This window comes from Microbacterium sp., assembly GCF_047606685.1.
Taxonomy (GTDB): domain Bacteria; phylum Actinomycetota; class Actinomycetes; order Actinomycetales; family Microbacteriaceae; genus Microbacterium.
In genome coordinates, this window is sequence record NZ_JASGEC010000067.1 from 1 (window position 1) to 24647 (window position 24647).

General features: G+C 71.6%; 19 protein-coding genes. 12 read left to right on the forward strand and 7 right to left on the reverse strand.

Annotated features, from left to right (window positions below):
- Positions 1-155 precede the first annotated feature (155 nt).
- The 3 genes from QM611_RS08365 (at position 156) to trpS (ending at position 2667) form a co-directional block, all read left to right on the forward strand.
- Positions 156-1007, forward strand: a complete 852-nt coding sequence (locus tag QM611_RS08365; protein ID WP_415079455.1) for an exodeoxyribonuclease III — start codon at positions 156-158, stop codon at positions 1005-1007.
- 185 nt (positions 1008-1192) lie between these two features.
- Positions 1193-1639 carry a hypothetical protein gene (locus QM611_RS08370; protein WP_415079456.1) on the forward strand — a complete coding sequence of 149 codons (447 nt, stop codon included), beginning with the start codon at positions 1193-1195 and terminating at the stop codon, positions 1637-1639.
- A 23-nt stretch (positions 1640-1662) separates the two neighbouring features.
- Entirely contained in the window at positions 1663-2667 is a 1005-nt protein-coding gene (trpS, locus tag QM611_RS08375) for a tryptophan--tRNA ligase (RefSeq protein WP_415079457.1), read from the forward strand.
- 100 nt (positions 2668-2767) lie between these two features.
- Here trpS and QM611_RS08380 read toward each other — a convergent pair whose 3' ends face one another.
- Positions 2768-3250 carry an endonuclease domain-containing protein gene (locus tag QM611_RS08380; protein ID WP_415079458.1) on the reverse strand — a complete coding sequence of 161 codons (483 nt, stop codon included), beginning with the start codon at positions 3248-3250 and terminating at the stop codon, positions 2768-2770.
- A 652-nt stretch (positions 3251-3902) separates the two neighbouring features.
- Between QM611_RS08380 and QM611_RS08385 the strand changes: the two genes are divergently transcribed.
- From QM611_RS08385 to brig1, 3 genes are all read left to right on the forward strand, one after another.
- A complete protein-coding gene (locus QM611_RS08385) occupies positions 3903-4604 on the forward strand; it encodes a GOLPH3/VPS74 family protein (RefSeq protein WP_415079459.1) in 702 nt (233 codons plus the stop codon).
- A 7-nt stretch (positions 4605-4611) separates the two neighbouring features.
- Positions 4612-5472, forward strand: a complete 861-nt coding sequence (locus QM611_RS08390) for an Fpg/Nei family DNA glycosylase (protein ID WP_415079460.1) — start codon at positions 4612-4614, stop codon at positions 5470-5472.
- Positions 5473-5565: 93 nt separating this feature from the next.
- Positions 5566-6318: an anti-phage DNA glycosylase Brig1 gene (gene brig1 / locus QM611_RS08395; RefSeq protein WP_415079461.1), complete on the forward strand. Its 753-nt coding sequence runs from the start codon at positions 5566-5568 to the stop codon at positions 6316-6318.
- Positions 6319-6378: 60 nt separating this feature from the next.
- Here the strand turns inward: brig1 and glpK are convergent, their stop codons facing one another.
- Positions 6379-7935 carry a glycerol kinase GlpK gene (glpK, locus tag QM611_RS08400; RefSeq protein ID WP_415079462.1) on the reverse strand — a complete coding sequence of 519 codons (1557 nt, stop codon included), beginning with the start codon at positions 7933-7935 and terminating at the stop codon, positions 6379-6381.
- A 73-nt stretch (positions 7936-8008) separates the two neighbouring features.
- On the reverse strand, positions 8009-9748 hold the full coding sequence (locus QM611_RS08405; RefSeq protein WP_415079463.1) for an FAD-dependent oxidoreductase: 1740 nt from the start codon (positions 9746-9748) through the stop codon (positions 8009-8011).
- Between the two features lie 309 nt (positions 9749-10057).
- Between QM611_RS08405 and ribD the strand changes: the two genes are divergently transcribed.
- The 6 genes from ribD (at position 10058) to QM611_RS08435 (ending at position 16439) form a co-directional block, all read left to right on the forward strand.
- The gene (gene ribD, locus QM611_RS08410; protein WP_415079464.1) at positions 10058-11101 is read left to right on the forward strand and encodes a bifunctional diaminohydroxyphosphoribosylaminopyrimidine deaminase/5-amino-6-(5-phosphoribosylamino)uracil reductase RibD; all 1044 of its coding nucleotides are present in this window, start codon (positions 10058-10060) and stop codon (positions 11099-11101) included.
- Positions 11101-11733 carry a riboflavin synthase gene (locus tag QM611_RS08415; RefSeq protein WP_415079465.1) on the forward strand — a complete coding sequence of 211 codons (633 nt, stop codon included), beginning with the start codon at positions 11101-11103 and terminating at the stop codon, positions 11731-11733. The genes ribD and QM611_RS08415 overlap by 1 nt, the downstream gene beginning before the upstream one ends.
- Positions 11730-12992, forward strand: coding sequence for a GTP cyclohydrolase II (gene ribA / locus QM611_RS08420; protein ID WP_415079466.1), 1263 nt, complete (start codon positions 11730-11732; stop codon positions 12990-12992). Before QM611_RS08415 ends, ribA begins: the two co-directional genes overlap by 4 nt.
- Positions 12989-13462: a 6,7-dimethyl-8-ribityllumazine synthase gene (ribH, locus tag QM611_RS08425; RefSeq protein WP_415079467.1), complete on the forward strand. Its 474-nt coding sequence runs from the start codon at positions 12989-12991 to the stop codon at positions 13460-13462. The genes ribA and ribH overlap by 4 nt, the downstream gene beginning before the upstream one ends.
- A 124-nt stretch (positions 13463-13586) precedes the next feature.
- On the forward strand, positions 13587-16043 hold the full coding sequence (locus QM611_RS08430; RefSeq protein ID WP_415079468.1) for a CDP-glycerol glycerophosphotransferase family protein: 2457 nt from the start codon (positions 13587-13589) through the stop codon (positions 16041-16043).
- 42 nt (positions 16044-16085) lie between these two features.
- Entirely contained in the window at positions 16086-16439 is a 354-nt protein-coding gene (locus tag QM611_RS08435) for a Fe-S protein (RefSeq protein ID WP_415079469.1), read from the forward strand.
- A 149-nt stretch (positions 16440-16588) separates the two neighbouring features.
- On the opposite strand, the gene QM611_RS08440 is transcribed toward QM611_RS08435, so the two are convergent.
- The 4 genes from QM611_RS08440 to QM611_RS08455 all read right to left on the reverse strand — a co-directional run bounded on the left by QM611_RS08440 (position 16589) and on the right by QM611_RS08455 (position 24420).
- Positions 16589-17260 (reverse strand): YczE/YyaS/YitT family protein, encoded by a 672-nt coding sequence (locus QM611_RS08440; protein ID WP_415079470.1) that lies wholly within the window; start codon positions 17258-17260, stop codon positions 16589-16591.
- Between the two features lie 163 nt (positions 17261-17423).
- Complete coding sequence (locus QM611_RS08445) at positions 17424-18101, reverse strand: HNH endonuclease family protein (RefSeq protein WP_415079471.1); 678 nt, start codon at positions 18099-18101, stop codon at positions 17424-17426.
- Position 18102: 1 nt separating this feature from the next.
- Positions 18103-21000, reverse strand: a complete 2898-nt coding sequence (locus tag QM611_RS08450; RefSeq protein ID WP_415079472.1) for a hypothetical protein — start codon at positions 20998-21000, stop codon at positions 18103-18105.
- A gap of 18 nt (positions 21001-21018) precedes the next feature.
- Entirely contained in the window at positions 21019-24420 is a 3402-nt protein-coding gene (locus QM611_RS08455) for a tubulin-like doman-containing protein (RefSeq protein WP_415079473.1), read from the reverse strand.
- Positions 24421-24647: the final 227 nt, after the last annotated feature.

Below are 24647 nucleotides of genomic sequence, written 5' to 3' on the forward strand. Positions count from 1 at the left end.
CTCGCGACGCGCGGGCGGCGACCCCGTGGTGGCGGGCGGCGCGGGCCGATCGGGCGGTGCGCGACGCGCTCGACGACCTGTTCCGACTCGAGGCCGACGCACCGCCGCGCCCGCCCGACTGAGCGGTGTGGGCGCCGGTCGCTACCCTGGAGTGCGTGCCCCGCTGCATCCGCATCGCCTCCGTCAATGTCAACGGCATCCGCGCCGCCACCCGCAAGGGAATGCTCGAGTGGCTCGAGGGCGCCGACGTCGACATCATGACGCTGCAGGAGGTGCGGGCCACCGCCGACCAGCTGTCGGCGGCACTGCCCGGCTGGGTGATCGTGAACGACGAGGCGCTCGCCAAGGGCAGGGCCGGAGTGGCGGTGGCGTCGCGGTCCCCCGGCGTCGAGGCGCGCCGCGTGCTCGGCGACGCGGAGGGGCTGGACTCGGCCGGCCGCTGGATCGAGGCCGACTTCGACATCGACGGCGAGCGCCTCACCGTCGTGAGCGCCTACGTGCACACCGGCGAGGCCGACACGCCGCGCCAAGACGCCAAGTGGGCGTTCCTTGACGCCATGGAGGAGCGGATGCCGCAGCTCGCCGCCGCATCTCCGCTGGCGCTGATCACGGGCGATTTGAATGTGGGGCATCGCGAGCTCGACATCCGCAACTGGAAGGGCAACCGCAAGAAGTCCGGCTTCCTCCCGCGCGAGCGGGCGTACTTCGACCGCTTCCTCGGCGCGGCGGGCGAGCCTGTCGCGTGCGTCGACGGGTCCGTCGGCACCGGACTGGGGTGGGTGGATGTCGGGCGCCGCTTCCACGGCGATATCGACGGGCCGTACACGTGGTGGTCGATGCGGGGCCGCGCGTTCGACACCGACACCGGATGGCGCATCGACTACCACCTCGCAACGCCCCCGCTCGCGGAGCGGGTGACCGACTACCGCGTCGTCCGCGCGCCGTCGTGGGGCACCCGGTGGAGCGACCACGCGCCGGTCGTCGTCGACTACACGGTGGGCTCCTGACTTGTGGAGAAGCGCCGAACTCTGTGAACAACCGGGGGTCGATTCCTCCACAGGCGGGGACGGCGCGCTTGTTCTCCACAGATTTCTGTGAGCAACTCATTTCGGTGCGGAGCGGCGTGTAGCGTCCCACGTACATCGAATCCGGGCGGGTGCCGACGCCCCACGGAAGGAGAACCGTGACCCTCATGACCGAACACGCCAGCGCCCCCGCGCCGTCGATGGAGACCATCGCCCGCGCACTCGACCAGGCCATCGAGGAGCAGCGCGAGACGCGCGCTCGCCTCGACCACCACACGGAACTGACGGGGCTGCGCTTGACCGGCCTGGAGAGCCAGCTCGAGAACGCTCGCAGCACCAGCGCCGCGCAGTTTCTGGTCCTCGCCAACGAGTTCGCCGAGACGAAGAAGCACGTGCTGACCATCGAGGAGCACGTCGGGTTGCTGACGACGATGGTGACCGGGCACGGCCAGCGGCTCGACGGAATCGACAACCGTCTCGACGGAATCGACACACGACTCGACGGAATCGACACACGCCTCGACGGACACGACAAACGGTTCGACACGCTCACGACGATGGTGGAGCAGATCCGCGACGCCGTCGTGCCCGGCGCCGACGACGCGGGGCGGTGATCCGCGCTCTCTAGACTGGAGGGATGACCAGACCGCGCCTGTTCTCCGGCATGCAGCCCTCAGCCGATTCGCTCCAAGTCGGCAATTACATCGGGGCCCTCATGCAGTGGCGCGACCTGCAGGACTCGTACGACGCGTTCTTCTGCGTCGTCGACCTGCACGCCCTGACCCAGCCGAACGACCCGGCCGAACTGCGCGCGAAGACGCGGCGCACGGCGGCGCAGTACATGGCCGCCGGCATCGAGCCGTCGCGCTCGACCCTCTACGTGCAGTCGCAAGTGCCGGCCCACACCGAGCTGGCGTGGGTGCTGTCGACCCTCACCGGCTTCGGCGAGGCGGGCCGGATGACGCAGTTCAAAGACAAGTCGCAGCGCTTCGGCACGGACGCGACCTCGGTCGGCCTGTTCACCTACCCGGTGCTGATGGCCGCCGACATCCTGCTCTACCAAGCCGACATCGTGCCGGTCGGCGACGACCAGAAGCAGCACGTGGAGCTGACGCGCGACCTCGCGGAGCGGTTCAACAGCCGCTACGGCCGGGCGTTCACGGTGCCGATGCCGATGATCCAGCAAGACACCGCGCGCATCTACGACCTGCAGAACCCGACGTCGAAGATGTCGAAGTCGGCCGAGTCGGATGCCGGGGTGCTGTGGCTGCTGGATGATCCGGCGGTGTCGGCGAAGAAGATCATGCGCGCTGTCACCGACTCGGAAGGGGCCGTGCGCTACGACCGCGAGCATAAGCCGGGCGTGTCGAACCTGCTCGTCATCTACGCCGCCCTCACCGGCCGGCAGATCCCCGCGATCGAGGACGAATACGCGGGCCGCGGGTACGGCGACTTCAAGAAGGGCCTCGCCGAGGTCGTGGTCGAGGAGTTCGGGCCGGTGCGCGCTCGCGCGCTGGAGATGCTCGATGACCCGGCCGAACTCGACCGCGTGCTGGCCGCCAACGCCGCGCGCGCCGAGGTGACCGCGAATCGCACTCTGGCCGACGTCTACGAGAAGATCGGCCTGCTCCGCCGGGTGTGAGCGGATGCGCGGGCGCAATTCCGCCTCCGCGGTGTCGTCGCTGGGCCGCCGCCGCGCCAGCGTGCGGTTCCTCCTCGGAATCATGCGCGCACAGACTGAGTTATGACGAGAACGCCGCACGCTGCCGCTCGATGAGCCTCCTGAGCGCGGTGAGAACCGCATCCGGGCGGTACATGATGTCCTCCGCGGTGAGGCGGAGGACGGAGTACCCGAGCGCGGCGAGTGCCAGATCTCGTCGGTAGTCCTTCCGCTGCTGCGCCCAGTCGGAGTGGAACTCCTTGCTGTCACACTCAACGACCAGCCAGTTGTCGAGCACGAGGTCCACTCTCCCCACGCCATCGAACGCGACCTGCAGTTCGATGTGGCACCCCAGCGAACGGGCCATCAGCCTGACCAACGTCTCCGGACCAGATTGGGCGCGACAGTCGACCATTGATCGCAGCACGCCGTACTTCCCCGGCAGCGCCGCGAAGACGTCCGCGAGGTCGGCCATCGCGATCAGCCCCTTGTTCAGTGCGCTGTCGAGGGTTGCGATCGCGTGCCGCGGGGCTTGGCACAGCACCGAATGGGTGAGCGCGTCCACGATCCCGACGCACGCCGTCGTTGCCTGCTCTAGCCGCCTCAGTGGCGCCCAGTGCAGTCGCGCGGCTCGTTCGGCCCCTGCGCCCAGGGGCTTGGCGCGATCGAGGGGAGATCTCATCCGGCTGCTTCCGCGGGGCATGTGCACGTGCACGTGGACACACGCAAACACGAAGACGCCGAGCACCTGCAGCAGCGAGAGGCACGTGAGCCGTCCACCCACGCGCACTGCCTGCACGAGCGACGACGGCGCTGTCGGGCTGACGTAGCGGTCGCGTCGCGCACGGATCACAGATCCCGCGCCGACCGCATGCTCGAGCTCTCGACGGGAGATCCCGTGTGCCAAGAGCTCGCCGCGGGTCACCGTGTCGTAGTCGCCGATCATGCCGACGATGTTGGCCCGCCCGCGAGAGGCCCGGTTCCCCAGACGGGTGTTTGTGGATGAATCGCCACCGCGAATCGGCCTGTGCAGGAACAGCCGCCGCGAGATCCTGCGGCATGTCATCGTCGCGCACGTGCCTCAACTCAGTCTCTGCGACACTGCGACTCGTGCAAAACTCGGGATTCCGCGGGAGGCGGACCGGCGGGCGGCACCGCAGACTGAGTTGCGCCGCTCGGCCGGCACGCAGCCACGGCGACGTGGATAATATCTGGGCATGCTCACCAGCGAAGAGATGTACCTGTTGCTCACGCGTGCGAACGGTGATCCCGAGGTCGCTGGCGCGCCGGCCTACTTCCTCGGGCACGGCCTGACGTCGGGGCTCACGACCGACCTCGTCGTCGCCGAGCGCGTCGCCGTCACGGTGGAGCCCCCTGCGCGCGTGCACGTGCTGTCGACCGCGCCGACGGGCCTGCTCGTGCTCGACTGGGGGCTGGAGCGCATCGGCGACCGCGACGGCCGCACACTGGAGAGCACGCTGCGCTGGGGACGGTTCAATCCCGAGCTCGCGGTCGTGGAATCGCTCGTGCAGGCCGGCGTGCTCGAGCGGGGCAAGCGCAAGCTCATGGGGTTCGGGATGCAACGGGCCATCCAGACCAGTCCCGAGCCCAAGCAACGCATCCGAGACCGACTGGCGGGCGTGTTCGCGGGCGACACAGCGCCGACCGCGCAAGACGCCAGCATCCTGGCGGCGCTGAAGTCGCTGGGCGCCGCCGCCCTGCTGCTCGGGCCGATATCGGGCGCGGCTGACCCGGTCGAACTCGACGAGCGCATCGAGGCACTGGTCGCGGCGTCACCGCTGCCCGGAGGAGCGGTTGCCCGCGGCATCCTCGAGATTGCCCCGCTCGCGCCGCACCACGGATCAAGTGCCAACTCGACCGGCACGGCCGGCGGAAGCGCCGGCGTGGTCGGGTTTTAGCGGCGCCATGCCGGAGATGCCCGAGGTGCAGGGACTCGTGGAGTTCCTCCGCGGGCGCGTCGCGGGACTCACGATCACCCGGGCCTCGGTCGCGAACATCGCGGCGCTGAAGACATACGACCCGCCCATCGACGCCCTCAGGGGCGCCGAGATCACGGATGCCGCGCGGCACGGCAAGTTCATCGACCTCGACACCGCGGCGGGGCACATGGTGTTCCACCTCGCGAAGGCGGGCTGGCTGCGCTGGTACGACCACCTGCCCGCCACGATCATCAAGCCCGGCCGCACGCCGATCGCGCTGCGCGTCGCGCTGAGCGACGGGTCGGGATTCGACCTCACGGAGGCGGGCACGAAGAAGTCGCTGGCCGTGTACGTCGTGCGCGACCCCGCGGACGTGCCGGGCGTCGCGCGGCTCGGACCCGACCCGCTCGATCCCACCTTCACCCGTGACACTCTCTCCGAACTTCTCTCCGGCCGTCGCACGCAGATCAAGGGGGTGCTGCGCGACCAGTCGATCATCGCCGGAGTCGGCAACGCGTACTCGGACGAGATCCTGCACGTGGCGAGGATGTCGCCGTACGCGCTCGCGTCGAGCCTCGACGGCGCCGACGTCGACCGGCTGTACGACGCGACAAAAGAAACGCTCGCCGAGGCGGTCGCCGCCGCCACCGGCAAGCCCCCAGCCGACCTCAAGGACGCCAAACGGCGCGGCATGCGCGTGCACGGGCGGCGCGGCCAGGCGTGCCCCGACTGCGGCGACACCGTGCGCAGCGTGTTCTTCGCGGACCGCAGCCTGGAGTATTGCGCGACGTGCCAGACCGGCGGCAAGGTCCTCGCGGACCGGCGGCTCTCGCGCCTGCTCAAGTGACGTCGTCGATCGAATCTGGGTCACCGAATCGCCTGCGACTCCCGCCCGTGGCTGGTGTCCATGCCGTCTACGGGCGACAAATACCATTAGCGCATGTCTGCTCTTGTTGCCCTCGTTGAGTTCTGGGACCGAGAGATCGAACGATGGGTTGGCGGTGACCGCGCCATCCCTCCACGCCTTCAACGGTGGTTCGAGTCGTACAGCGGCAAGGGACACGGCGAGGTACGGCTCGACGTGTTCCCCGAGCCGTACACGGGTCGGCTGGTCGACAATCACGCGCCCGTCGTCATGCTCGGACTGAATCCCGGTGCCGCCGTGCCAAGCTTCCAAGCTCCCGGCGGAGTGTTCTTCGAGCAGTTGAAGACCATGAGCTACAGCGAGTGGGCCGCGACGGTGCCGTACGCCAGCAAGGAGTGGGAGAGCTTCGCTGGTCGCAACCGCTTCTACCAGAACCGCTTCGCGTTCGCGCGACGCCTGCTCGATGATCCGCGCTGGCCAGCATCGGACGGCGTCTACTTCGAGCTCTATCCTTACCACTCGTCCGGTGTGACGGCCGCCATGAGTCCTCCTGGCGACGTGCTGCGCGAGTTCGTGCTCGACCCCATCGGGGAGCTTGACACCCAGCACGTGTTCGCGTTCGGCAAACCGTGGTTCTGGGTGCCCGACCGGATCGGTCTACGTGCGGGTCGCGATCTGAACGTGGAGTGGTCAACCGCAGGCCGCCAAGCGAGAATCTACCCACTGCCGAGTGGCCAAGACCTCATCGTCATGGCACAGCCGGGTTACGCCGGCCCTCCGGGCGCCGCGGACACAGCTGCCCTGATGAACGCTCTCGGTCTGCGCTGACTCCCGTTCGCTCTGCTCGCTCCGCGCCATCCTGCGGGCACGGCGACCGATGAGCCCGGATCACACGTCGTCGTCGACCCAGTCCAGCGACTTCGACACGGCCTTCTTCCACTGGCGGCAGAGGCGTTCCCGCTCGGCCTGCGGCATCTGCGGCTCGAACCGCCGGTCCTGGCGCCAGTGCGCCCGCAGCTCGTCGAACCCGCGCCACAACCCGACGGCCAGGCCCGCCGCGTACGCCGCCCCGAGCGCCGTCGTCTCCACGACCTTGGGCCGCACGACGGGGATGCCGAGGATGTCGGCCTGGAACTGCATGAGCATGTCGTTGCGCGTCATCCCGCCGTCCACGCGCAGCTCCTCGAGCTCGCGGCCCAGGTCGCCGACGACCGCGCCGATGACGTCGAGGCTCTGGAACGCGGCCGCCTCCAGCGCGGCGCGCGCGATGTGGCCCTTGTTGACGAACCGCGTCATGCCCACGAGCACGCCGCGCGCGTCGGGCCGCCAGTACGGCGCGAACAGCCCCGAGAACGCCGGCACGAAGTACGCGCCGCCGTTGTCGTCGACGGTGGCGGCGAGCGCGCCGACATCCTCCGACCGCCGGATGAGGCCCAGGTTGTCGCGCAGCCACTGCACGAGGGAGCCGGTGACGGCGATCGAGCCCTCCAGCGCGTACCGCGCCGGCTCGTCGCCGCAGCGGTACGCGACGGTCGTGATCAGGCCGTGCTGCGAGCGCACGATCTCGGCGCCGGTGTTCACGAGCAGGAAGTTCCCGGTGCCGTACGTGTTCTTCGACTCGCCGCGGTCGAACGCCGCCTGGCCGAAGGTCGCCGCCTGCTGGTCGCCGAGGATCCCCGCCACCGCGACGCCCGTCGACACGCCGGGCACGCTCGCCTCGCCGAGGACCTCGGAGGACGAGCGGATGGCGGGAAGCATCCGCCGCGGGATGCGCCACACCTCGAGCAGCGCGTCGTCCCAGTCGAGGGTGGCGAGATCCATGAGCAGCGTGCGGGACGCGTTGGTGACGTCGGTGACGTGGATGCCGCCGCGCGGCCCGCCGGTGAGGTTCCACACCACCCACGTGTCGGGCGTGCCGAACAGCAGGTCGCCGCGCTCGGCGGCGGCGCGCGCCCCGGGAGCGTTGTCGAGCATCCAGGCGAGCTTCGACGCGGAGAAGTAGGTCGCCAGCGGCAGCCCGGTGCGCTCGGTGATCCACTCCCCCGCCCCCTGAGCCTGCTCCCCCGCCCCCTGAGCCTGCTCCCCCGCCCCCTGAGCCTGTCGAAGGGCGTCGATGCGCCCCTGCGTCCGCGTGTCTTGCCACACGATCGCGTTGTGCACGGGCTGGCCGGTGCGCCGGTCCCACACGATCGCCGTCTCGCGCTGGTTGGTGATGCCGATCCCGGCGAGGTCGGCGGCGGACAGCCGCGCCTGGGCGAGCGCCGACGAGAGCACCCACTGCGTGTTGGTCCAGATCTCGACGGGGTCGTGCTCGACCTCGCCGGCGCGCGGGAAGATCTGCCGGTGCTCGCGCTGGGCGACCGAGACGACCTGGCCGTGGCCGTCGAACACGATCGCCCGCGTCGAGGTCGTTCCCTGGTCGATCGCCAGTACGTGTTCGCCCACGAAGCCTCCTCGCCTTCTGCTCAGGGTAGGCCATGCGCGCCAACGCACCGCCGCGAGCCGGGCTCGCGGGGGCTCAGCGCAGCGCTGCGGGGCTGCCTGCGGGGCACGCCGCGTGGACGCGCTCCAGCGCGCGGTCGACCTCGGCCGCGCGACGGTTCGCATCCCACCCCAGCACGTCTGCGACGGCGTCGGCGACCTCTGCGGCCACCTCGCGCGTGGCCAATCCCGTGAACGCGAGCGACGTGCGCCGCATCAGGATGTCGTCGAGGTGCTCGACCCGCTCCACACCGGCCAGGTACCGCAGCTCGCCCGTGCTGTACTCCGGCGCGGCGACCAGCGCCGCATCCCCTCCATCCGCCTCGATCGCCGCGATGACCTCGACCGCGACGGTGCCGTAGCGCTCCAGCAGCGCCGCCGCGCGGTCGCGGCCGACAAGACGAGCGTGCGCGTCGAGCCAGCGCGCGCGCGACCGCTCGCTGGTCGGGTAGCCGCGGCCACCGCCGATCGGCACTCCCTTGGTGGAGCCGCGGCGAGGCCGGGCGAGCGACTCGAGCACCCGGTCGGCGAGGTGCTCGGCCGACGCGCGGAAGGTCGTCCACTTGCCGCCCACGAGGCTCAGCACGCGCGGCGCGTCGCCGCCGCCGGTCGCGAGCCGCCGCGACTCGATGCGGTAGTCGCGCGAGACGAATCCGGGCGCGAGCCCGCCGTGGCCCGGCAGCGGGCGCACTCCCGCCAAGCGGTGCACGATGTGCGAGCGGTCGACCGCGATGTCGGGGAAGACCTGGACGATGAGCGTGAAGAAGTAGTCGACCTCGGCCTCGGTGCACACGACCTCGTCGCGCATGTCGTGCTCGAGATCGGTGGTGCCGACGAGCACGCGCCCCTTCAGCGGGTAGATCAGCACGATGCGCCCGTCGGAGTGCTCGAAGAACAGTTCGCGGCCGTCCACCGCCGCCAGCAGCTCGGGGTGGTCGAGCACGATGTGCGAGCCCTTGGTGCCGCCCATGTACGCCGTCGGCTCGCCGAGCGCGAGGTTGGTGAGGTCGGTCCACGGCCCCGAGGCGTTGACGATGACGGATGCCGCGAAGGCGGCCTGCTCGCCGTGCTCGCCGCGCAGCAGCACGCGCCCGCCCTCGGCGCCGACGGCCGCCGTGTAGTTCGCCGCGCGCGCCCGGTCGCCGCCGGCGGCCAGGCCGTCGCGCAGCACGTCGAGGGCGAGCCGCTCCGGGTCGTGCAGCGAGGCGTCCCAGTAGGTCGCGGTGTACTTCACCTCGGGGTTCAGCCGCGGCAGCTCTTCCAGCGACCGCTTGCGCCCGTGGAACTCGTGGCGGGGGACCTTCCCCTCCCACGGACCCGCGCCGACCGAGCCGCGCGAGAAGGAGTCGTAGATGACCAGCCCGATCTTGATGAGGGCGGCGCCGCGCTCGGTGTGGTGCTCGGCGCGGTGGCGGAGGAATCGCAGCGGAGCGCTGAGCACGCCCGAGAACGTCGTGAAGACGGGAATTGTCGTCCGCAGCGGCCGCACGTAGTGCGGTGCGATTTTCAGCAGGCCGTTGCGTTCGGCGACCGCCTCGTGCACGAGGCGGAACTCGCCGTTCTCGAGGTAGCGGATGCCGCCGTGGATCATGTGCGACGACGCCGCCGACGCGCCGCTGACGAAGTCGTCGCGCTCGACGAGGGCGACGTCGACGCCTTGCATGGCGAGGTCGCGGAACGTGGCCAGCCCGTTGATGCCGCCGCCGATGATGAGCACGTCGGCGTAGGGGCGCGCCGCGAGCGCGTCGAACCCGTGTCGTGCGGCCGGCCCAGACATGTGCGTTCCCTTCCCCGATTCCAGGCTACGACGCCGAAGGGCCGGGCGACGCGTGTCGTGGAATGAAACACCTTTGGGTAGAATGAGAGCATCACACGTGCTCCGGGGTCGGTGGGAATCCGAACCGGCGGTGACAGTCCGCGAGCCTGAGGCGTCAGCCGAGGGCCGATCCGGTGGAATTCCGGGACCGACGGTGATGCGACGCGAGTCGCTAGTCCGGATGGGAGGCAGCACGGGGTGCCGCGCGTGCTCGCGGCATCCGCGTTCGTCGATCCCCGGGGCCCAGGCGAAGGACCCAGGCAGGACGAGATGGCGAGCGGCGACACCGAGCGGGCGGCGATGGGCCGCGCGCTGCGGCTCGCGCGCAACGGCCCGCGCGGCGTGAACCCGCAGGTCGGCGCGGTCATCCTCTCCCCCGCCGGCGACGTGCTCGCCGAAGGCTGGCACCGCGGCGTCGGCTCGGCGCACGCCGAGGTCGACGCGCTGTCGCGCCTCCCGGCCGGCGGCGCCCGCGGCGCGACCGCGGTGGTCACGCTCGAGCCATGCGACCACACCGGCCACACGGGGCCGTGCAGCGAGGCGCTCGTGGAGGCAGGTGTCGCGAGAGTCGTGTACGCGGTCGACGATCCGGGCGCCGAGTCCGGCGGCGGCGCCGAGCGGCTGCGCGCGGCCGGCGTCGAGGTCGTCGGCGGCGTGCGCCGCGACGAGGGCAGCGCGCTGCTGGACTCGTGGCTCGCCGTGCAGCGCCTTGGCCGCCCGCGTGTGACCGTCAAGTGGGCGCAGAGCCTGGATGGCCGCGTCGCGGCCGCCGACGGGACGAGCACCTGGATCACCGGCGCTGCCGCGCGCGCCGACGTGCACCGCCGCCGCGCGCTCGCGGACGCGATTGTCGCCGGCGTCGGCACGGTGCTCGCCGACGACCCCGCGCTCACCGCTCGCTCCCCCGACGGCGCCCTCCTGCCGGACCAGCCGCTGCCCGTCGTGCTCGGCACGCGCCCGACGCCCGCGGACGCCGCCGTGCGGCGCCATCCGCGCGAGCCGCTGTTCTTCGACGGCCGCGACCTGCCCGCGATGCTCACAGCGCTGCGCGAGCGGGGGGCGCACAGCGTGTTCGTGGAGGGCGGGCCCACCGTCGCGAGCGCGTTCGTGCGCTCCGGGCTCGCCGACGAGGTGCTGGCGTATGTCGCGCCAGTGCTGCTGGGCGGAGACCGGCTCGTGACCGGCGAGCTCGGCGTCGGCAGCATCGGCGACGCGGTGCGGCTGGAACTGGCGTCGGTGCAGCGGCTCGGCGACGACCTGCTGGTGGCCCTTCGACACGCTCAGGGACCGGAACCGCGAGAGGACAACAGCTGATGTTCACCGGAATCATCGAGGAGATCGGCGTCGTCACGGCCGTCGAGCCGTCGGGCGACGGCGCGCGGCTGACGGTGCGCGCGCCCGTCGTGGTGTCGGACGCGGCGCACGGCGACTCCATCGCCGTCAGCGGCGTGTGCCTCACCGTCGTCGACCAGGGCGGCGACTGGTTCACCGCCGACGTCATGCGGCAGACGCTGGACATGTCGTGGCTGGCGGGCATCGCGCCCGGCACGGCCGTGAACCTCGAGCGCGCGACACCTGCCCACGGGCGGCTCGGCGGCCACATCGTGCAGGGCCACGTCGACGGCACGGGCGCCGTGCTCGAGGTGCGCCCGGGAGAGCAGTGGCGCGTCGTGCGGATCGGCATGCCGGCACAGCTCGCCCCGCTCGTGGTCGACAAGGGCTCGATCGCCGTGGACGGCGTCTCGCTCACGGTCTCGGCGGTGAGCCCCGCTCCGGCCGAGGACGGCCACTGGTTCGAGGTGTCGCTCATCCCGGAGACCCTCGCCGCCACGACGCTCGGCGCCCGCGCTGCGGGCGATCCCGTCAACCTCGAAACCGACATCCTGGCCCGCCACGTGCGGCGCCTGCTCGCTTTCACCCCGACACCAGAAGGAGGCTCGCGATGAGCCTTGCTGCCATCCCCGACGCGATCGACGCCCTGCGCGCTGGACGGCCCGTCATCGTCGCCGACGACGAGAGCCGCGAGAACGAGGGCGACATCGTCCTGTCGGCCGAGCTGGCCACGCCCGAGTGGCTGGCGTGGACGATCCGCTGGTCGAGCGGCTTCCTGTGCGCGCCGATGCCGGCCGAGTGGGCCGACCGCCTCGACCTGCCGCCGATGGTCGCGGTCAACGAGGACACGCGCGGCACCGCCTACACCGTGAGCGTCGACGCGGCCGACCGCGCCTCCACGGGCATCAGCGCGTCTGACCGCGCCCACACGCTCAACGTCCTCGCCGACCCCGAGTCCACGCCCGCGAGCGTCATCCGCCCCGGCCACGTCCTGCCGCTGCGCGCCGTCGGCGGCGGCGTGCGCGAGCGCGCCGGGCACACCGAGGCCGCCGTCGAGCTCATGCGGCTCGCGGACCTCGCGCCGGTCGGCGCGATCGGCGAGGTGGTTGCCGAGGACGGATCGATGATGCGGATGCCGGGACTGCTCGAGCTGGGCGAGCGCGAGGGCGTTCCGGTGATCACCATCGAGCAGTTGATCGCCCACCTCGACGAGCACGCTCCGCTGCCCGACGACCGGACGGCGTCGCCCCTGCGGCGGGTGAGCCTGCGCGCCGAGGCAAGCGTTCCCACGGCGCACGGCGAGTTCCGCTTCCTGGCCTACAAGGACCGCTCCACCGGCACCGACCACCTCGCCGTCGTGTCAGGAGACCTCGGCGACGCGCCGCTGGTGCGCGTGCACTCGGAGTGCCTCACCGGCGAGGCGTTCGGCTCGCTCAAGTGCGAGTGCGGGCCGCAGCTGGACGCGGCGCTCGACGCGATCGAGCAGGACGGCGGCGTCGTGATCTACATGCGCGGGCACGAGGGCCGCGGCATCGGGCTCATCAACAAGCTGCGCGCGTACAGCCTGCAGGAGCGCGGCCTCGACACCGTCGACGCCAACCTCGCGCTGGGCCTGCCGGCCGATGCGCGCGACTACGCGGCGGCCGCCGGCATCCTCGCCGACCTCGGCGTCGAGCGCGTGCGGCTGCTGACGAACAACACCGACAAGACGCACCAGCTGCGAGAGCTGGGCATTGAGATCGTCGAGCAGGTGCCGCTCATCGTCGGCGTCGGCCCGAACAACCACCAGTACCTCGAGACCAAGCGCGACCGCATGGGCCACGTCATCGCCGACGGCGCGCTGGCCCGCCTGACGGAAGGAGCCGGGGCATGAGCGGCACAGGAGCCCCCGACAGCACGCCCGTGGACGGCGCGGGCCTGGACGTCGTGATCGTGGCGGGCCAGTGGCACGAGGCCATCGCCGACGGCCTGATCGCCGGGGCGGTGCGCGCGCTCGACGCTGCCGGCGCGTCGCATCGGCTGGTGCGCGTCCCCGGCTCGTTCGAGCTGCCGGTGGTCGCGAAGGCGGCGCTGGAGGCGGGAGCCGACGCGGTCGTCGCGCTGGGCGTCATCGTCCGCGGCGGCACCCCGCACTTCGAATTCGTGTCGGCGGCGGCCACCGACGGCCTCACCCGCGTCGCCCTCGACACCGGCAAGCCGGTCGGGTTCGGCGTGCTGACGCTCGACAACGAGCTGCAGGGCCTCGACCGCGCGGGCCTTGCCGACTCTGAAGAGGACAAAGGTTTCGAGGCGGCGGACGCGGCACTGCGCACCGCGCTCGCCCTGCGCGCGCTGCGCGGGTGACTGGGGCCGCCCTTCGACAATCCGGGGCGGGCGCGACGCGCATATGCGGCGCGCGGCATCCGCTCAGGGTGGGTGTCCCACGCGACCCTAGAATTGTGAGCCGGATCACGAGACGGAGGCTCGCATGGGGGTGCTCAGCAAGGCTCGTCGGCGCACGAAGCAGCTGACGCGAGCGGCGCGTTCGGAGTACATTGCCTATTGCCGACGGCGCCCCGTTGACAACCGCGTCGTGCTCTACGAGTCGTTCGCCGGAAACGGCGCCCTGTGCAACCCCGAGGCGCTGTTTCGCGCCGCCCTCGGCGCGTCCGACCTCGGCCACCTCCACCACGTGTGGTCGCTCGACGACCCCGAGCGCCACCCCGAGTTCGTCGCCGAGTTCGAGGGGCACCCGCGCGTGCGGTTCGTCACGCGCGGCGGACGGGACTACTGGATGGCGCTGTCCACCGCCGGCACGGTCGTCAACAACGCGACGTTCCCGATCGACTTCGCCAAGCGCCCCGGCCAGGTGTACGTGAACACGTGGCACGGCACGCCGCTCAAGCGCATGGGCTTCGACATGCCCAACGGCGCCGTCGAGTCGGCGAACACGATCCGCAACTTCCTCGCCGCCGACATCCTGCTCTCGCAGAGCGCGACCATGACCGACCAGATGTACCGCGACGCCTACCGGCTGGGCGGCATCCACTCCGGCCGCGTGCTCGAGGTCGGCTACCCGCGCGTGGACCGGCAGCGGCCGTCCGACCAGCAGCGCGCCGACGCGCTGCGGCGGCTGGCCGCCGACATCCCGGGGATCGGCGAGCGCGCGCTCGTCATGTACGCGCCCACGTGGCGCGGCGACAGCTTCCAGAACCCGCGCGACGACGCCGACAAGCTCGTGACGGACGTCGCCGAGCTCCAGGAGCGGCTCGGCGACGAGTTCCTCGTGGTGCTGAAGACCCACCAGGTCGTGCACCGGCTCGCGGCGGGCGACCCGCGCTTCGCGGGCCGGCTCGTCTCGAACGACCTCCCCACCAACCTGCTGCTGGCGCTGACCGACGTGCTGGTCACCGACTACTCGTCGATCTTCTTCGACTACCTCGCCACGGGCGGGCCGATCGCGTTCTACACCCCCGCGGTCGACGACTACGAGTCCGGCCGCGGGCTGTACCGGCCGCCGAGCGAGCTGCCCGGGCCGGTCGTCTCGGACGTCGCGGCGCTCGCCGAGCAGATCGGCGGGCTCGTCGCCGGCGACGACGAGTGGGCGGCGCGGCGCGAGCAGTGGCGCGCGCAGTACACGCCCGACGACGACGGCGGCGCGTCGAGCCGCGTCCTGGACGTCGTCTTTCGCGGCCTCGACCTGCCCGGCCGCATCCGCCGGCTCGACCAGCAGCGCGACAAGCGCCGCATCCTCATCCACCTCGGCGGGATGCGCTCGAACGGCATCACCACGTCGGCGCTGAACCTGCTGAGCGCCATCGACTACGACGCGTACGACGTCACGACGATCCACGAGCGCCCCAAGAGCGCGCAACAGTGGCTGAACCACGCGCGGCTCGACCCGCGCGCGCGACGGCTCGTCCGCTACGGCGGGATGAACGGCAGCAAGCTCTCGCACGCGGTGCGCCGGCTCGACACGCACCGCGAGCGCGTGCACCTGCACACGGTGCGGCCGGGGCAGCGCACGCTATGGGACGACGAGTGGGAGCGCTGCTTCGGCGACGCCCGCTTCGACGTCGTCGTCGACTTCAGCGGGTACTCGCCGTTCTGGGCGCTGCTGGCGCTGCACTCCCCGGGCGCGCTGCGCGCGATCTGGCTGCACAACGACCTGGCCGCCGAGGCGCATCGCCCCGTGGGCCGCCGGCGCCCGATGCGGCGCTCGCTCGACGCGATCGGACGGCTGTACCGCGAGTTCGACCGCGCGGTCTCGGTGTCGGCGCAGCTGAACGAGATCAACCGGCGCTCGTTCGAGGGGCCCGACGACGACGGCAGGTTCGTGGCGGCCCGCAACCTGATGGACCCGACGATCATCGAGCGGGCGCATCGCGAGGACAGCCTCGACCCCGGCACCGAGGCGTGGGTGCAGCGGCTGCGCGGCGACGGCGAGAACTTCTGGTTCGTGAGCGTCGGCCGGTTCTCGGCAGAGAAGAACCAGGAGCGGATGCTGCGCGCCTTCGCCCGCGTGCAGCGCGAGCGCCCCGCCACCCGGCTGCTCCTGGTCGGGTACGGGCCGATGCAGGAGCGCCTGGAGAAGCTCATCGCCGAGCTCGGCCTCGAGGACCGGGCGTTCGTGTTCGGCCCGGTGCCGGACCCGAGCCCGATCATGCTGCACGCCGGCGGATTCGTGCTCTCCAGCGACTGGGAGGGCCAGCCGATGGTGCTCCTGGAGGCCGCAGCCCTCGGACTGCCGATCGTCACAGTGGCGTTCGGATCGGCGCAGAACGCGCTGCACGACGGCGCGATGCGCATCGTGGAGAGCACCGATGAGGCCCTCGCCGAGGGCATGGTAGCGCTCGCCGACGGCGACGTGCCGGCGGCATCCCTCGACATCCCCTCCTACAACGCGGAGGCGGTCGCGGAGTTCTACGCGGCGATCTCTCCCTGACCCGCGCGCGACCTTCAGCAATACATAAGGTACGCTGGCAGCATGGAGACCCTGCGCCACATCGTCGTCCTCCTGCACATCGTCGGCTTCGCGCTGCTGTTCGGCGCGTGGGCGGTCGAGGCGGTCAACCGACGGGTGCGCGTCACCCGGCTGATGAGCGTCGGGATGACAGTGGCCGCCCTCACCGGACTCGCCCTTGCCGCGCCGTGGCCGGCCGGGATCGAGCTGAACTACTCGAAGATCGCGGTCAAGCTCGTCGTGCTGCTCGCCGTCGGGGCGCTGCTCGGAATCGGCTCGGCGCGTCAGCGCAAGACCGGAGACGTGCCGCCCGCGATGTTCTGGCTCGTGGGCGTGCTCACCCTCGCCAACGCCGGCGTCGCCGTGCTCTGGCGCTGAGCGAGAGGCCCGAGCGCCCGCGAAACCCGCGATTCCCGACGAAACCCGCGCCAGCGGGAGGGGTCTCGGCGCCGGGGGCGGGCCTCGCCACCGCCACGGGGTCTCGTTGCGCGCAGGCAGCGTGGGGTGGACTCCACTGCCGGCGAGCGCTACAGCGCGGCGGGCGGGTCGAGGTCGACGATCACCCACGGCAGCATCGCCTGCGCGAGCGGGCCGATCGCCAGGGCGTACAGGATCGTGCCTGCTCCCGCGACGCCGCCGAGCAGCATCCCCGCGATCACCACAGCCACCTCGAGCGCGGTGCGCACCAGTCGCAGCGACCTGCCGGTGACCCGGGACAACCCGGTCATCAGCCCGTCGCGCGGCCCGCGGCCCAACTGGCTTCCGATGTAGAGGGCGGTGGCGAACCCGTTGAGCACGACGCCCGCGACGAGCAGGGCGATCCGGACGATGAGGCCGTCCACGGGGCCGAGCACGGCGAGGGTCGCGTCGGCTGCCAGCCCGACGACGATCGCGTTGGCCACCGTGCCGACTCCGGGCTTCTCGCGCAGCGGGATCCACAACAGCAGCACGACGAAGCTCATCGCGATGATCGCCTGGCCGATCGTGATCGGCAGGTGCAGGGTAAGGCCGTAGTGCAGCACGTCCCACGGAGCCAGTCCGAGCGCTCCGCGCACCATGAGGGCGAGGCTGAAGCCGTAGAGGACGAGCCCGGCGATCAGTTGCGGGATACGGCGGCCCAGCCGGCCGGCCTTCAGCTGCGCCAGCGGGCCGAGGTCGGTGAGGGCGACCGCGGGGGTCTTCGTCCGGCGGCCGCGCATCCCTCCATCATCCCAGGATCCGCGGCGCGGGCGCGCCACCAGACCCGCTTCCGATGCCGAGACCCGCCTTGTTTCGCGAAACCCACTGCGCGCAGGCGGGTGTCGGCGGCGGAGGCGGGTCTCGCGGCCACGAGTGGGTTCAGCGGGCGCGAGCGGCGCTCCGTCAGCAGGAGCGGAGCACGGCCTCCGCGGCGGCGCGGTCTGCGGCGTTGACGCCGAGGCTGTACGCGTCCAAGACCTCGGCCCACGTCTGCGCGTAGCCGCAGCGCAGCTCGCGGGCCGGCGGCAGCCATTCGCTCGGCCCCGCCGCCTGCTTGTCCTGGTTTGTCTTCTGGGATGCCGCTCGGAGATTGCGCGGGTCGTTCGCGAACTGCGCCCGCCGGTCGTCGCTCCAGCGCTCCGCCCCGTGCCGCCATGCCCACGCCAGCGGCACGACGTGGTCGATCTGCACGAGCACCGACGTGTCGAGGCCGGAGACGAAATCGACCCGCTGGCCGTCGTACGGGTCGATCAGCGTGCCGGAGAGCACTTTGCAGTCGCGCGTGCCCGGCTTGAACACCGGGTCGCGCAGGTCGCGGCCCAGGATGTCGTTTCGCGTGTCGCAGCCGTTGCGGTCGACATCCAGCCACCGCTGGCCGAACAGGTCGCGGTCGTACGGCGCGTCCGACCACCCGCTCACCGTGTCCAGCGCCGCCAGGCGGTCCAGCGCCGTGCCGGCGTCGAGCGTCGCGACAGGTCGCCCGGCGGGAGGGGTGGATGCCGGCGGCCCGGCGTTCCAGACGGCCACCGCGCCCGCCGCCACGGCGACGACGACGGCGGCCGCCACGACCCACCGCGCCACGCTAGACGCCGGTGTCTTCCACCTGCGGCGGGGCGACGATCCTCGCCGCAGGAGCCTGCGAGCGCCGCGCGCCGCGCGCGCTCCACAGCCGCACGGCCGACTGCGGGACGGGGCCGGCGATGTCGACCCGCCACGTGATATCGGCCGGCGCCACGGCCCCCTCGCCCACCGGCACGACCGACACCGGCGAGTGCGAGGCAAACCGCAGCTTCGACTCGAGCCGCTGCGGCAGCACCAGGTAGCTGTGCACGCGCTCGTGGTGCCGCTCGCCCACCTCGAGGTCGGCGAGAGACGTGGCGCTGAGCGGGGTGACCGGGTCGCTGCGACCGGCGAGCGAGCCGAGCAGGAAGTCGTCCCACGGCAGGTCGCCGCCGCCGTCGACGGAGTCCGCCTGGCGCACGAGCGCGCCCAGCGGATTGTCGCCCAGGACGCTCACGTGTGGCCGGCCGCCGCGCAGATCGTCGCGTTGCGCGACCTTCACGAGCGCGTTGAGCCGCGGCCCCGCGACCCGCGTGAGCACAGCCTCGTCATCGAGCGCCGCCAGCAGCATCTGGCGCGTGTGGTTGGACGAGTGCGGCAGATCCTCGTCGAGGGCGGTCAGGCCGAACGCGCCGCCTCCGACCCCGCGCTCCAGCGCCACTTCGCGCACCAGCGACTCGAACGCGTCGTGCCGCCAGCCGCGCACAACCAGCTGATCGGTCATGATGCCGCGCAGCCGTGCGGTGGCCGCGTAGTCGTCGTCGTCCACCGTCGCCACCTGGAGCGCGAACGGCATCGCGCCCCTGGCCGCCTCGTAGTGCTGGCGCAGCGTCCACTTCTCCGGCACGTGCCACGGCCGGTGGATGGCGCGAGACAGCAGCACGAGCCAGTCCACCGTCTGCCGGTGCAGCGACGCGAGCCGTGTCGCCTCCTGCCGCGCGTGCCGGGAATTGCGGCCGAGCTGGACGAGCCGGGCGCGCTGGAGTGCGACCCGGCGCTCGAACCGCGAGCACCCGACGTGGTACCGGATGAGCGCGCCGAGCGTCGTCAACACGACCGCGCTCACGATCGCCAGCATCGCCACCCGCAGCCCGTACAGCCACGGCGTGGGCTCGAACGACGGGTCGCGCGAGGCCTGGCGGGCGACAAGCGCCATCCCGATCCCCGCGAGCACCGCGAGCAGCGCGCCCACCGACCACGCGATCAGCATCGTTCGGTGGAAACCGCGCCGCAAGCGCAGGAGCTTGCCCGCCCGGGGGATGTCGGTGCGGTCGATCTCTGCCGACAGGTGCTGCGACATGCGCTCGGCCGCGCGCCGCTCGGCGCGGAGTCTGGCCAGCAGCCGCCACACGAACGAGCGGTCCTGCGTGGCCGCCCAGCCGTGGAAGTCGTCGAGCACGCGCGAGCGCGCCGCGACATCGTCGCCCGCCGCCTCCGCGATCCACTGCTCAAGCCGCTCCGCCGGGTCTTCCAGCGCCAGCGCGTACCAGTCGACACGGTCGGGAAACCCCTCCGGCGCCGCGCCGCGCGGCGGCGACCAGGGCTCGCCCGGCAGCGCGAGCACATCGGAGACGCGCCCGAAGACGGGCACCTTTCCCTCGACGGGCCCGAAGCCCAAGTCGGACAAGTCGGCGCTGCCGTCGAGCGAGCCGAACACGAGCTCGCGCAGCCGCGCCCACAGCCGCGGCGTCGTGCGCACGTGCGCGAGCCGCGCGGGCGCGTTCGCCTGCGCTCGCGCGGCCTGCTCGTCGTCTCTCACGCGACGCGCGTCGGCCAGCAGAATCCGGTCGCGCACGTCGAAGACCTCGTCGTACTGCGGACCGACCACCGCCGAGCCCTCGTCGGAGTGCAGCGCTCGGGTGAGGCGGCGAGTGGCGGAGGAGCTGATCCACCGCCACGCCCAGTAGGGCATGCGCACGAGCTTGTCGCCCGAGAACGCGAAGAACCTGCCCAGTTGCGCCCAAAAGCCGATGCGGCGCCGGGGCGGCTCGGACTCGGGCGGCGGCGGACGGAAGGCCAGCGCCCCGTCGTCGAGCGACATCGCGCCGTCCACCATGTCGCCGACGTACCCGGAGACGAGCTCGTCCGGGATGAACGCGGTGCCGGCAGGCGGCGGCGAGACGCTCGGGTCGACCAGCAGCGACTCGGGCCGCGCGGCCTCCTCCAGAACCCGGGCGGCCGTGCGGCGGCCAAGCGACTCGGTGAGCACGGCGTTGACGAACACCCGGGAGATCCACACGCTCTGGTGGCTGGACTCCTCGCGCCGGAACAGCTCGAAGCTGCTCGTGGCGATGCCGTTCCACAGTCCGGCGACGCTCGCCAGGTGCAGGAGGGTGAACCCCACGAAGCGGTCGTTCTCGCGCACGAACGCGTCGCCCGACCACGGGCTGGAGCGGTCTTCGGGCGACGCGACGACGACGGCGCCGTACTCGCCGCCAGCCCAGTCCACGCGCTGCTGCAGCTCGAACTCGGTGGGCGCGCAGATGAGAGTGGCGTGCTTGAGCTCGGTGGGCTGCTCAAGGATCGTCGCGTTCGGGTTCGGCATCGGCATCGACTTGCGCACCGACTCGCGCACCCGCTCGGCGATGGCGTCCTGCTCGGCGTCCAGTTGGCGCGACGGCGCCGCCGAGCGCAGCTTGACGAGACGGACCACGCGCAGCGGCTCGCGGGCGAGCGCCTCGAAGAGGTCGACGCGGATGCGCGCGGCCTCGAGGTCGTGGCCGACTCCGAGGACGGATGCCTCGACCCGCGGCGGCCCGACCGGCGCCTCGCGCACCCCCTCCGGCAGCACCCACAGCGCGGGGGCGAGCAGGCCCATCTTGGTCCACTCGCCAGCCAGGCTCAGCAGGCTCTCGGCCTGCTCGCCACTGGGCAGCAGGACGATGCTCGCCTTCGCCTCGGGCCAGAAGCGCTCCGACATGTCTTCCCCGCCTCCCGTTCAGACGCCAGTGTCGTCCGACCGCGTCGACATCACGGCCGACATCAGCCCGCGCAGCGCGCCGACGATCTGCTCGCGCAGCTCCCAGCTGACCGGGTAGTCGTACACCGAAACGTGGTCGTCCTGGTCGAGCACATGCTCCTGGTACTTGGCGAGCTCGGATGCGAAGAAGGCGCGCAGCGCGGCCTGCCGCTCGGCCAGGTCGCCCGTTGCGGTGCCGGCGCGCTTCGGGTCCGGCGTGGGCGCGCCCTTGAACAACTCGCCGCGCTGCAGCCACGCCGTCAGCGGCTCGGACTGCCCGCCCTGCTCGCCGCCGAGCAGCGTGAGCGTGCGGTAGGCGGCCAGCGGCTCGAGCGTCTGCGACACGTTGCACAGCGCGAGCGCGATCGTGAGCGACTGCATGACGACTCCGGGGAAGTCGTGGGGCAGCGCGTTGCGCGCGCTCAGCAGCGGGTGCGGGAACTCCATCCACTGTCGAGTCGTGGCGCCCCACACCGACAGCTTCGGGCCGCGCTCGCCGTGCGCGGTGTCGACGCCGAGCCTGCTCAACGCCTTCGCGACGTACCAGCCGCGGATCATCGAGGCGATGACCTTCGGGTCTGCGGGGATGGCCTCGCCCAGCAGCCGCCCGCGCTTGAACTTCCAGAACGCCTCGCGGCTGTCCTGCGAGCTGGACTGCTCCAGCCATCCGTTCGCAATCGGCTCCATGACGGAGTCCATCACGATCGGCTGGTACGGGAAGCCTGACATCGCGAACACCTCGATGCCGTCGACCTTCGCGTCCTGGAACCAGGAGTCGGAGATCGCGTCGTCCCAGAAGCCCATCTGGCCGAGCACGCCCTTGGTGACGGCGTGCAGCTCGTGTCCGTCGCGGAACGGGATCGAGCTGAACACGAGGCTCGTGTCCTCGTTGATCGCCTTGTCGTGCGTGGCGCGCAGCAACGCGGCATTGAGCTTCACGAGCGGCTCGCTCGCCCCGAGCGCCGCCTGCAGCTGCTCGCGGTAGCGGTCGCGCCGCTTCGCGTACACCGCCGGCGGCAGCGTGCTCTCGTCGAAGAAGCTGAGCAGATCCTCACTGATGTACGCGTGGAACGGCGTGCCCTCGCGCCGCATCCACAACCGCGCCCGCTCGAGGTACACCTCGGGATCGTCGGCCATGCCGAACGTGGGCGCCTGCGGGGTGTGCGTCGAGTGCGGGTTCGCCTCCACGCGCGGGCGCCAGTCTCGACGGTTGGCGATGAGCGACCAGGTCGCCTCGTCGCCCTCGCGGACGCCTGCCGGACCCTGCCCGACCAGCAGCTCGCCGATCACCTCGAGGATCGCGTTGTCGTACTTCTCGCTGCCGACGCTCGCGCGCACGAGCCGCTCGAATTCGCCCGGGTACTCGTCGACCTCGACGAGCAGTCGCTCGTTGGGCGCCGGCTGGTATTTGCGCGGCACCGTGCGGTCGCCGCGCTGCGGCCAGAAGTCGTACTCGTTGTCGCGGTTGTCGGTCGTCTTGCGGGTGCTCACGCGCTGGCGCAACGCCTCGAGGCTGCTGTCGAGGAAAATCCTCAACGGCTCGAGGAAGTCGTCGCGCAGCTCGGCGAGCAGCGTCGACGCGCTCTGGCGCACGCGTGCCTCGCTCGCCCACTCCAGCGCTTGCGCGAGCCGCTCGATCCCGAAGCGCACGACATCCTGGTCGGGGCGGATCGACTGCGCGTTGGGGGCGGCCTGCAACTCGGCGGCGATGATCGACGGCAGGCTGGAGACCCACTCGTCGCGCTGCGCCGCCTCGGCCGCGAGGCCGTCGGAGGTGCTCTTGAGCGTGCGGTCGAGCCGCCCGAGCATCGAGACGACGGCGGGAAGGCCGATCTCGGCGATCGACAGCGCCGTGGTGTGCAGGATGTGGGCGGGCATGGCCTTGATCCACTCGTCGAGCAGGATCTGGCGCGCGCGCTCGTCGCGCTGCAGCAACTCGGGCGCGCGCTGCGTGTACTCGTTGAGCAGTCGGTCCGACCAGATCGTGATGTCGAGCCCGCCCGACTTGTCGAGCTGGCCGGGGTCGCCCAGCCGCTGCTCGACGCCGTGGATGAGCTCGCCCTTGATCTGGCCGTGGTCGGCCCGCAGCGCGTCGATCACCTGGTTGTGCAGCTCGGACTCCTCGTTCAGGCGCAGGTCGCGCACGAACTTGCGGTATGCGCTGTCGGCTTTCGACTCGATCCACTCCCGCTCGGTGCGCCGCGCGAACAGCGGGTCCTCTTCGGCGTGGGCGTGCAGCATCCGATCGATCGCCGACCGCGCCAGCCGCTCGGCCGAGTACTCCAGGAACTTCTCGCGGCCGAGCGTGACGCGCCCGAAGCCCATCGACGAGAACGCCGGCGACTGGTGGACGGGGCTCATCAGCCCCGAGTTGTCGGCGAGCACGTTCGCGCCGACCCGAGCCTGCCAGTTGCCCGACGAGTAGGCGATCATGTCGTCCTGCACGCGTTCGTCGGTGATCCACGCGGTCAGACTCGTGGCCACCGCGTTGTACACAGCGCTCTGGTCCTCGAAGGTCACCTTGCTGTTGCTGCGGCCGACGATGAACGGGTAGGCGGCGCCGACCCGGTCCATCGCGCTGCCGTACGAGGGGGCGATGCCCTGGTTCTTCAGCAGCTCGAGAGTGGACGCCGACGGCGAGTCGGTCCAAAAGCCGTTCATCGTCTCGGCGATCGCGGCCAGCGCGTTGCCCGGCATGCCGGCGGTGACGTTCAGCTGGTCGAACACGTCGGGCGCGTAGAGGATGCTGAAGAACTGGTTGGACCACGGATGCTGCTTCGCCGTCGACTTCACGACCTCGATGACGTCGAGGAACTGCCCGGCGCCCGACCCGCCCGCGATCGACGAGATGACGATGACGGTGGGGCTGCCGTCGCCCTGCTCCCCCCGCGCGCGCAGGAGCTGGCCGAGCGTCTGCAGCTCGGCAAGCGCCGACGCGTCGCCGAGCCGTGCGATGGCGGCACGCGCGGCGGCGGCGATGTCTTTCGTGGCGGCCAGCGCGACCGCGCGGCCGACGGCGCGGTACTGCCCCGCGCCCTTGGTGACGTCGACCTTGACGAGCCGCGGGTCGGGCAGCTGGCGCTGGATGTCGAGGTGCACCGCCTCGTTGGCGGCGTGCGTGCTCTCGATCGAGCGGTACACCGTGTCGTACGTCGCGCCGGTGCTCACCAGCCCGCGGTACTCCTGCGGTGGCAGGAACGGGATGGCGTAGTCGACGCCGTCCTGCGCGGTCGGGGTGTCGATGTGCAGGAACTGCCAGGCCGACGGGATGCCGGACTTCCACCCGACCTGCTGGAGCTTGAGCTGCAGCTGGTACTCGATGCCGCGCAGGGTCTTGCCGCCGGAGCCGCCGACGCCGATGAGGAGAAACGGTCTGAGCATGACGTCTCGCTTTCGTTGTGGGTCTGGGTGTCGTCAGCCGCGCGCCGGCGGCTGCGATCCGGGTCTGGGGGGCGGGGGCACGGAGCCGGGGCGGGGCGGCGGACCGCCCGCCGGCTCGTTCATGCCGGGCAGGGGCGGAGGCGCCCCGGGCGGGCGCGCCGCCGCGGTCGCGCCGGCGCGCGGCTTACGACACCCAGACCCACAACGAAAGCGAGAAGTCATGATCA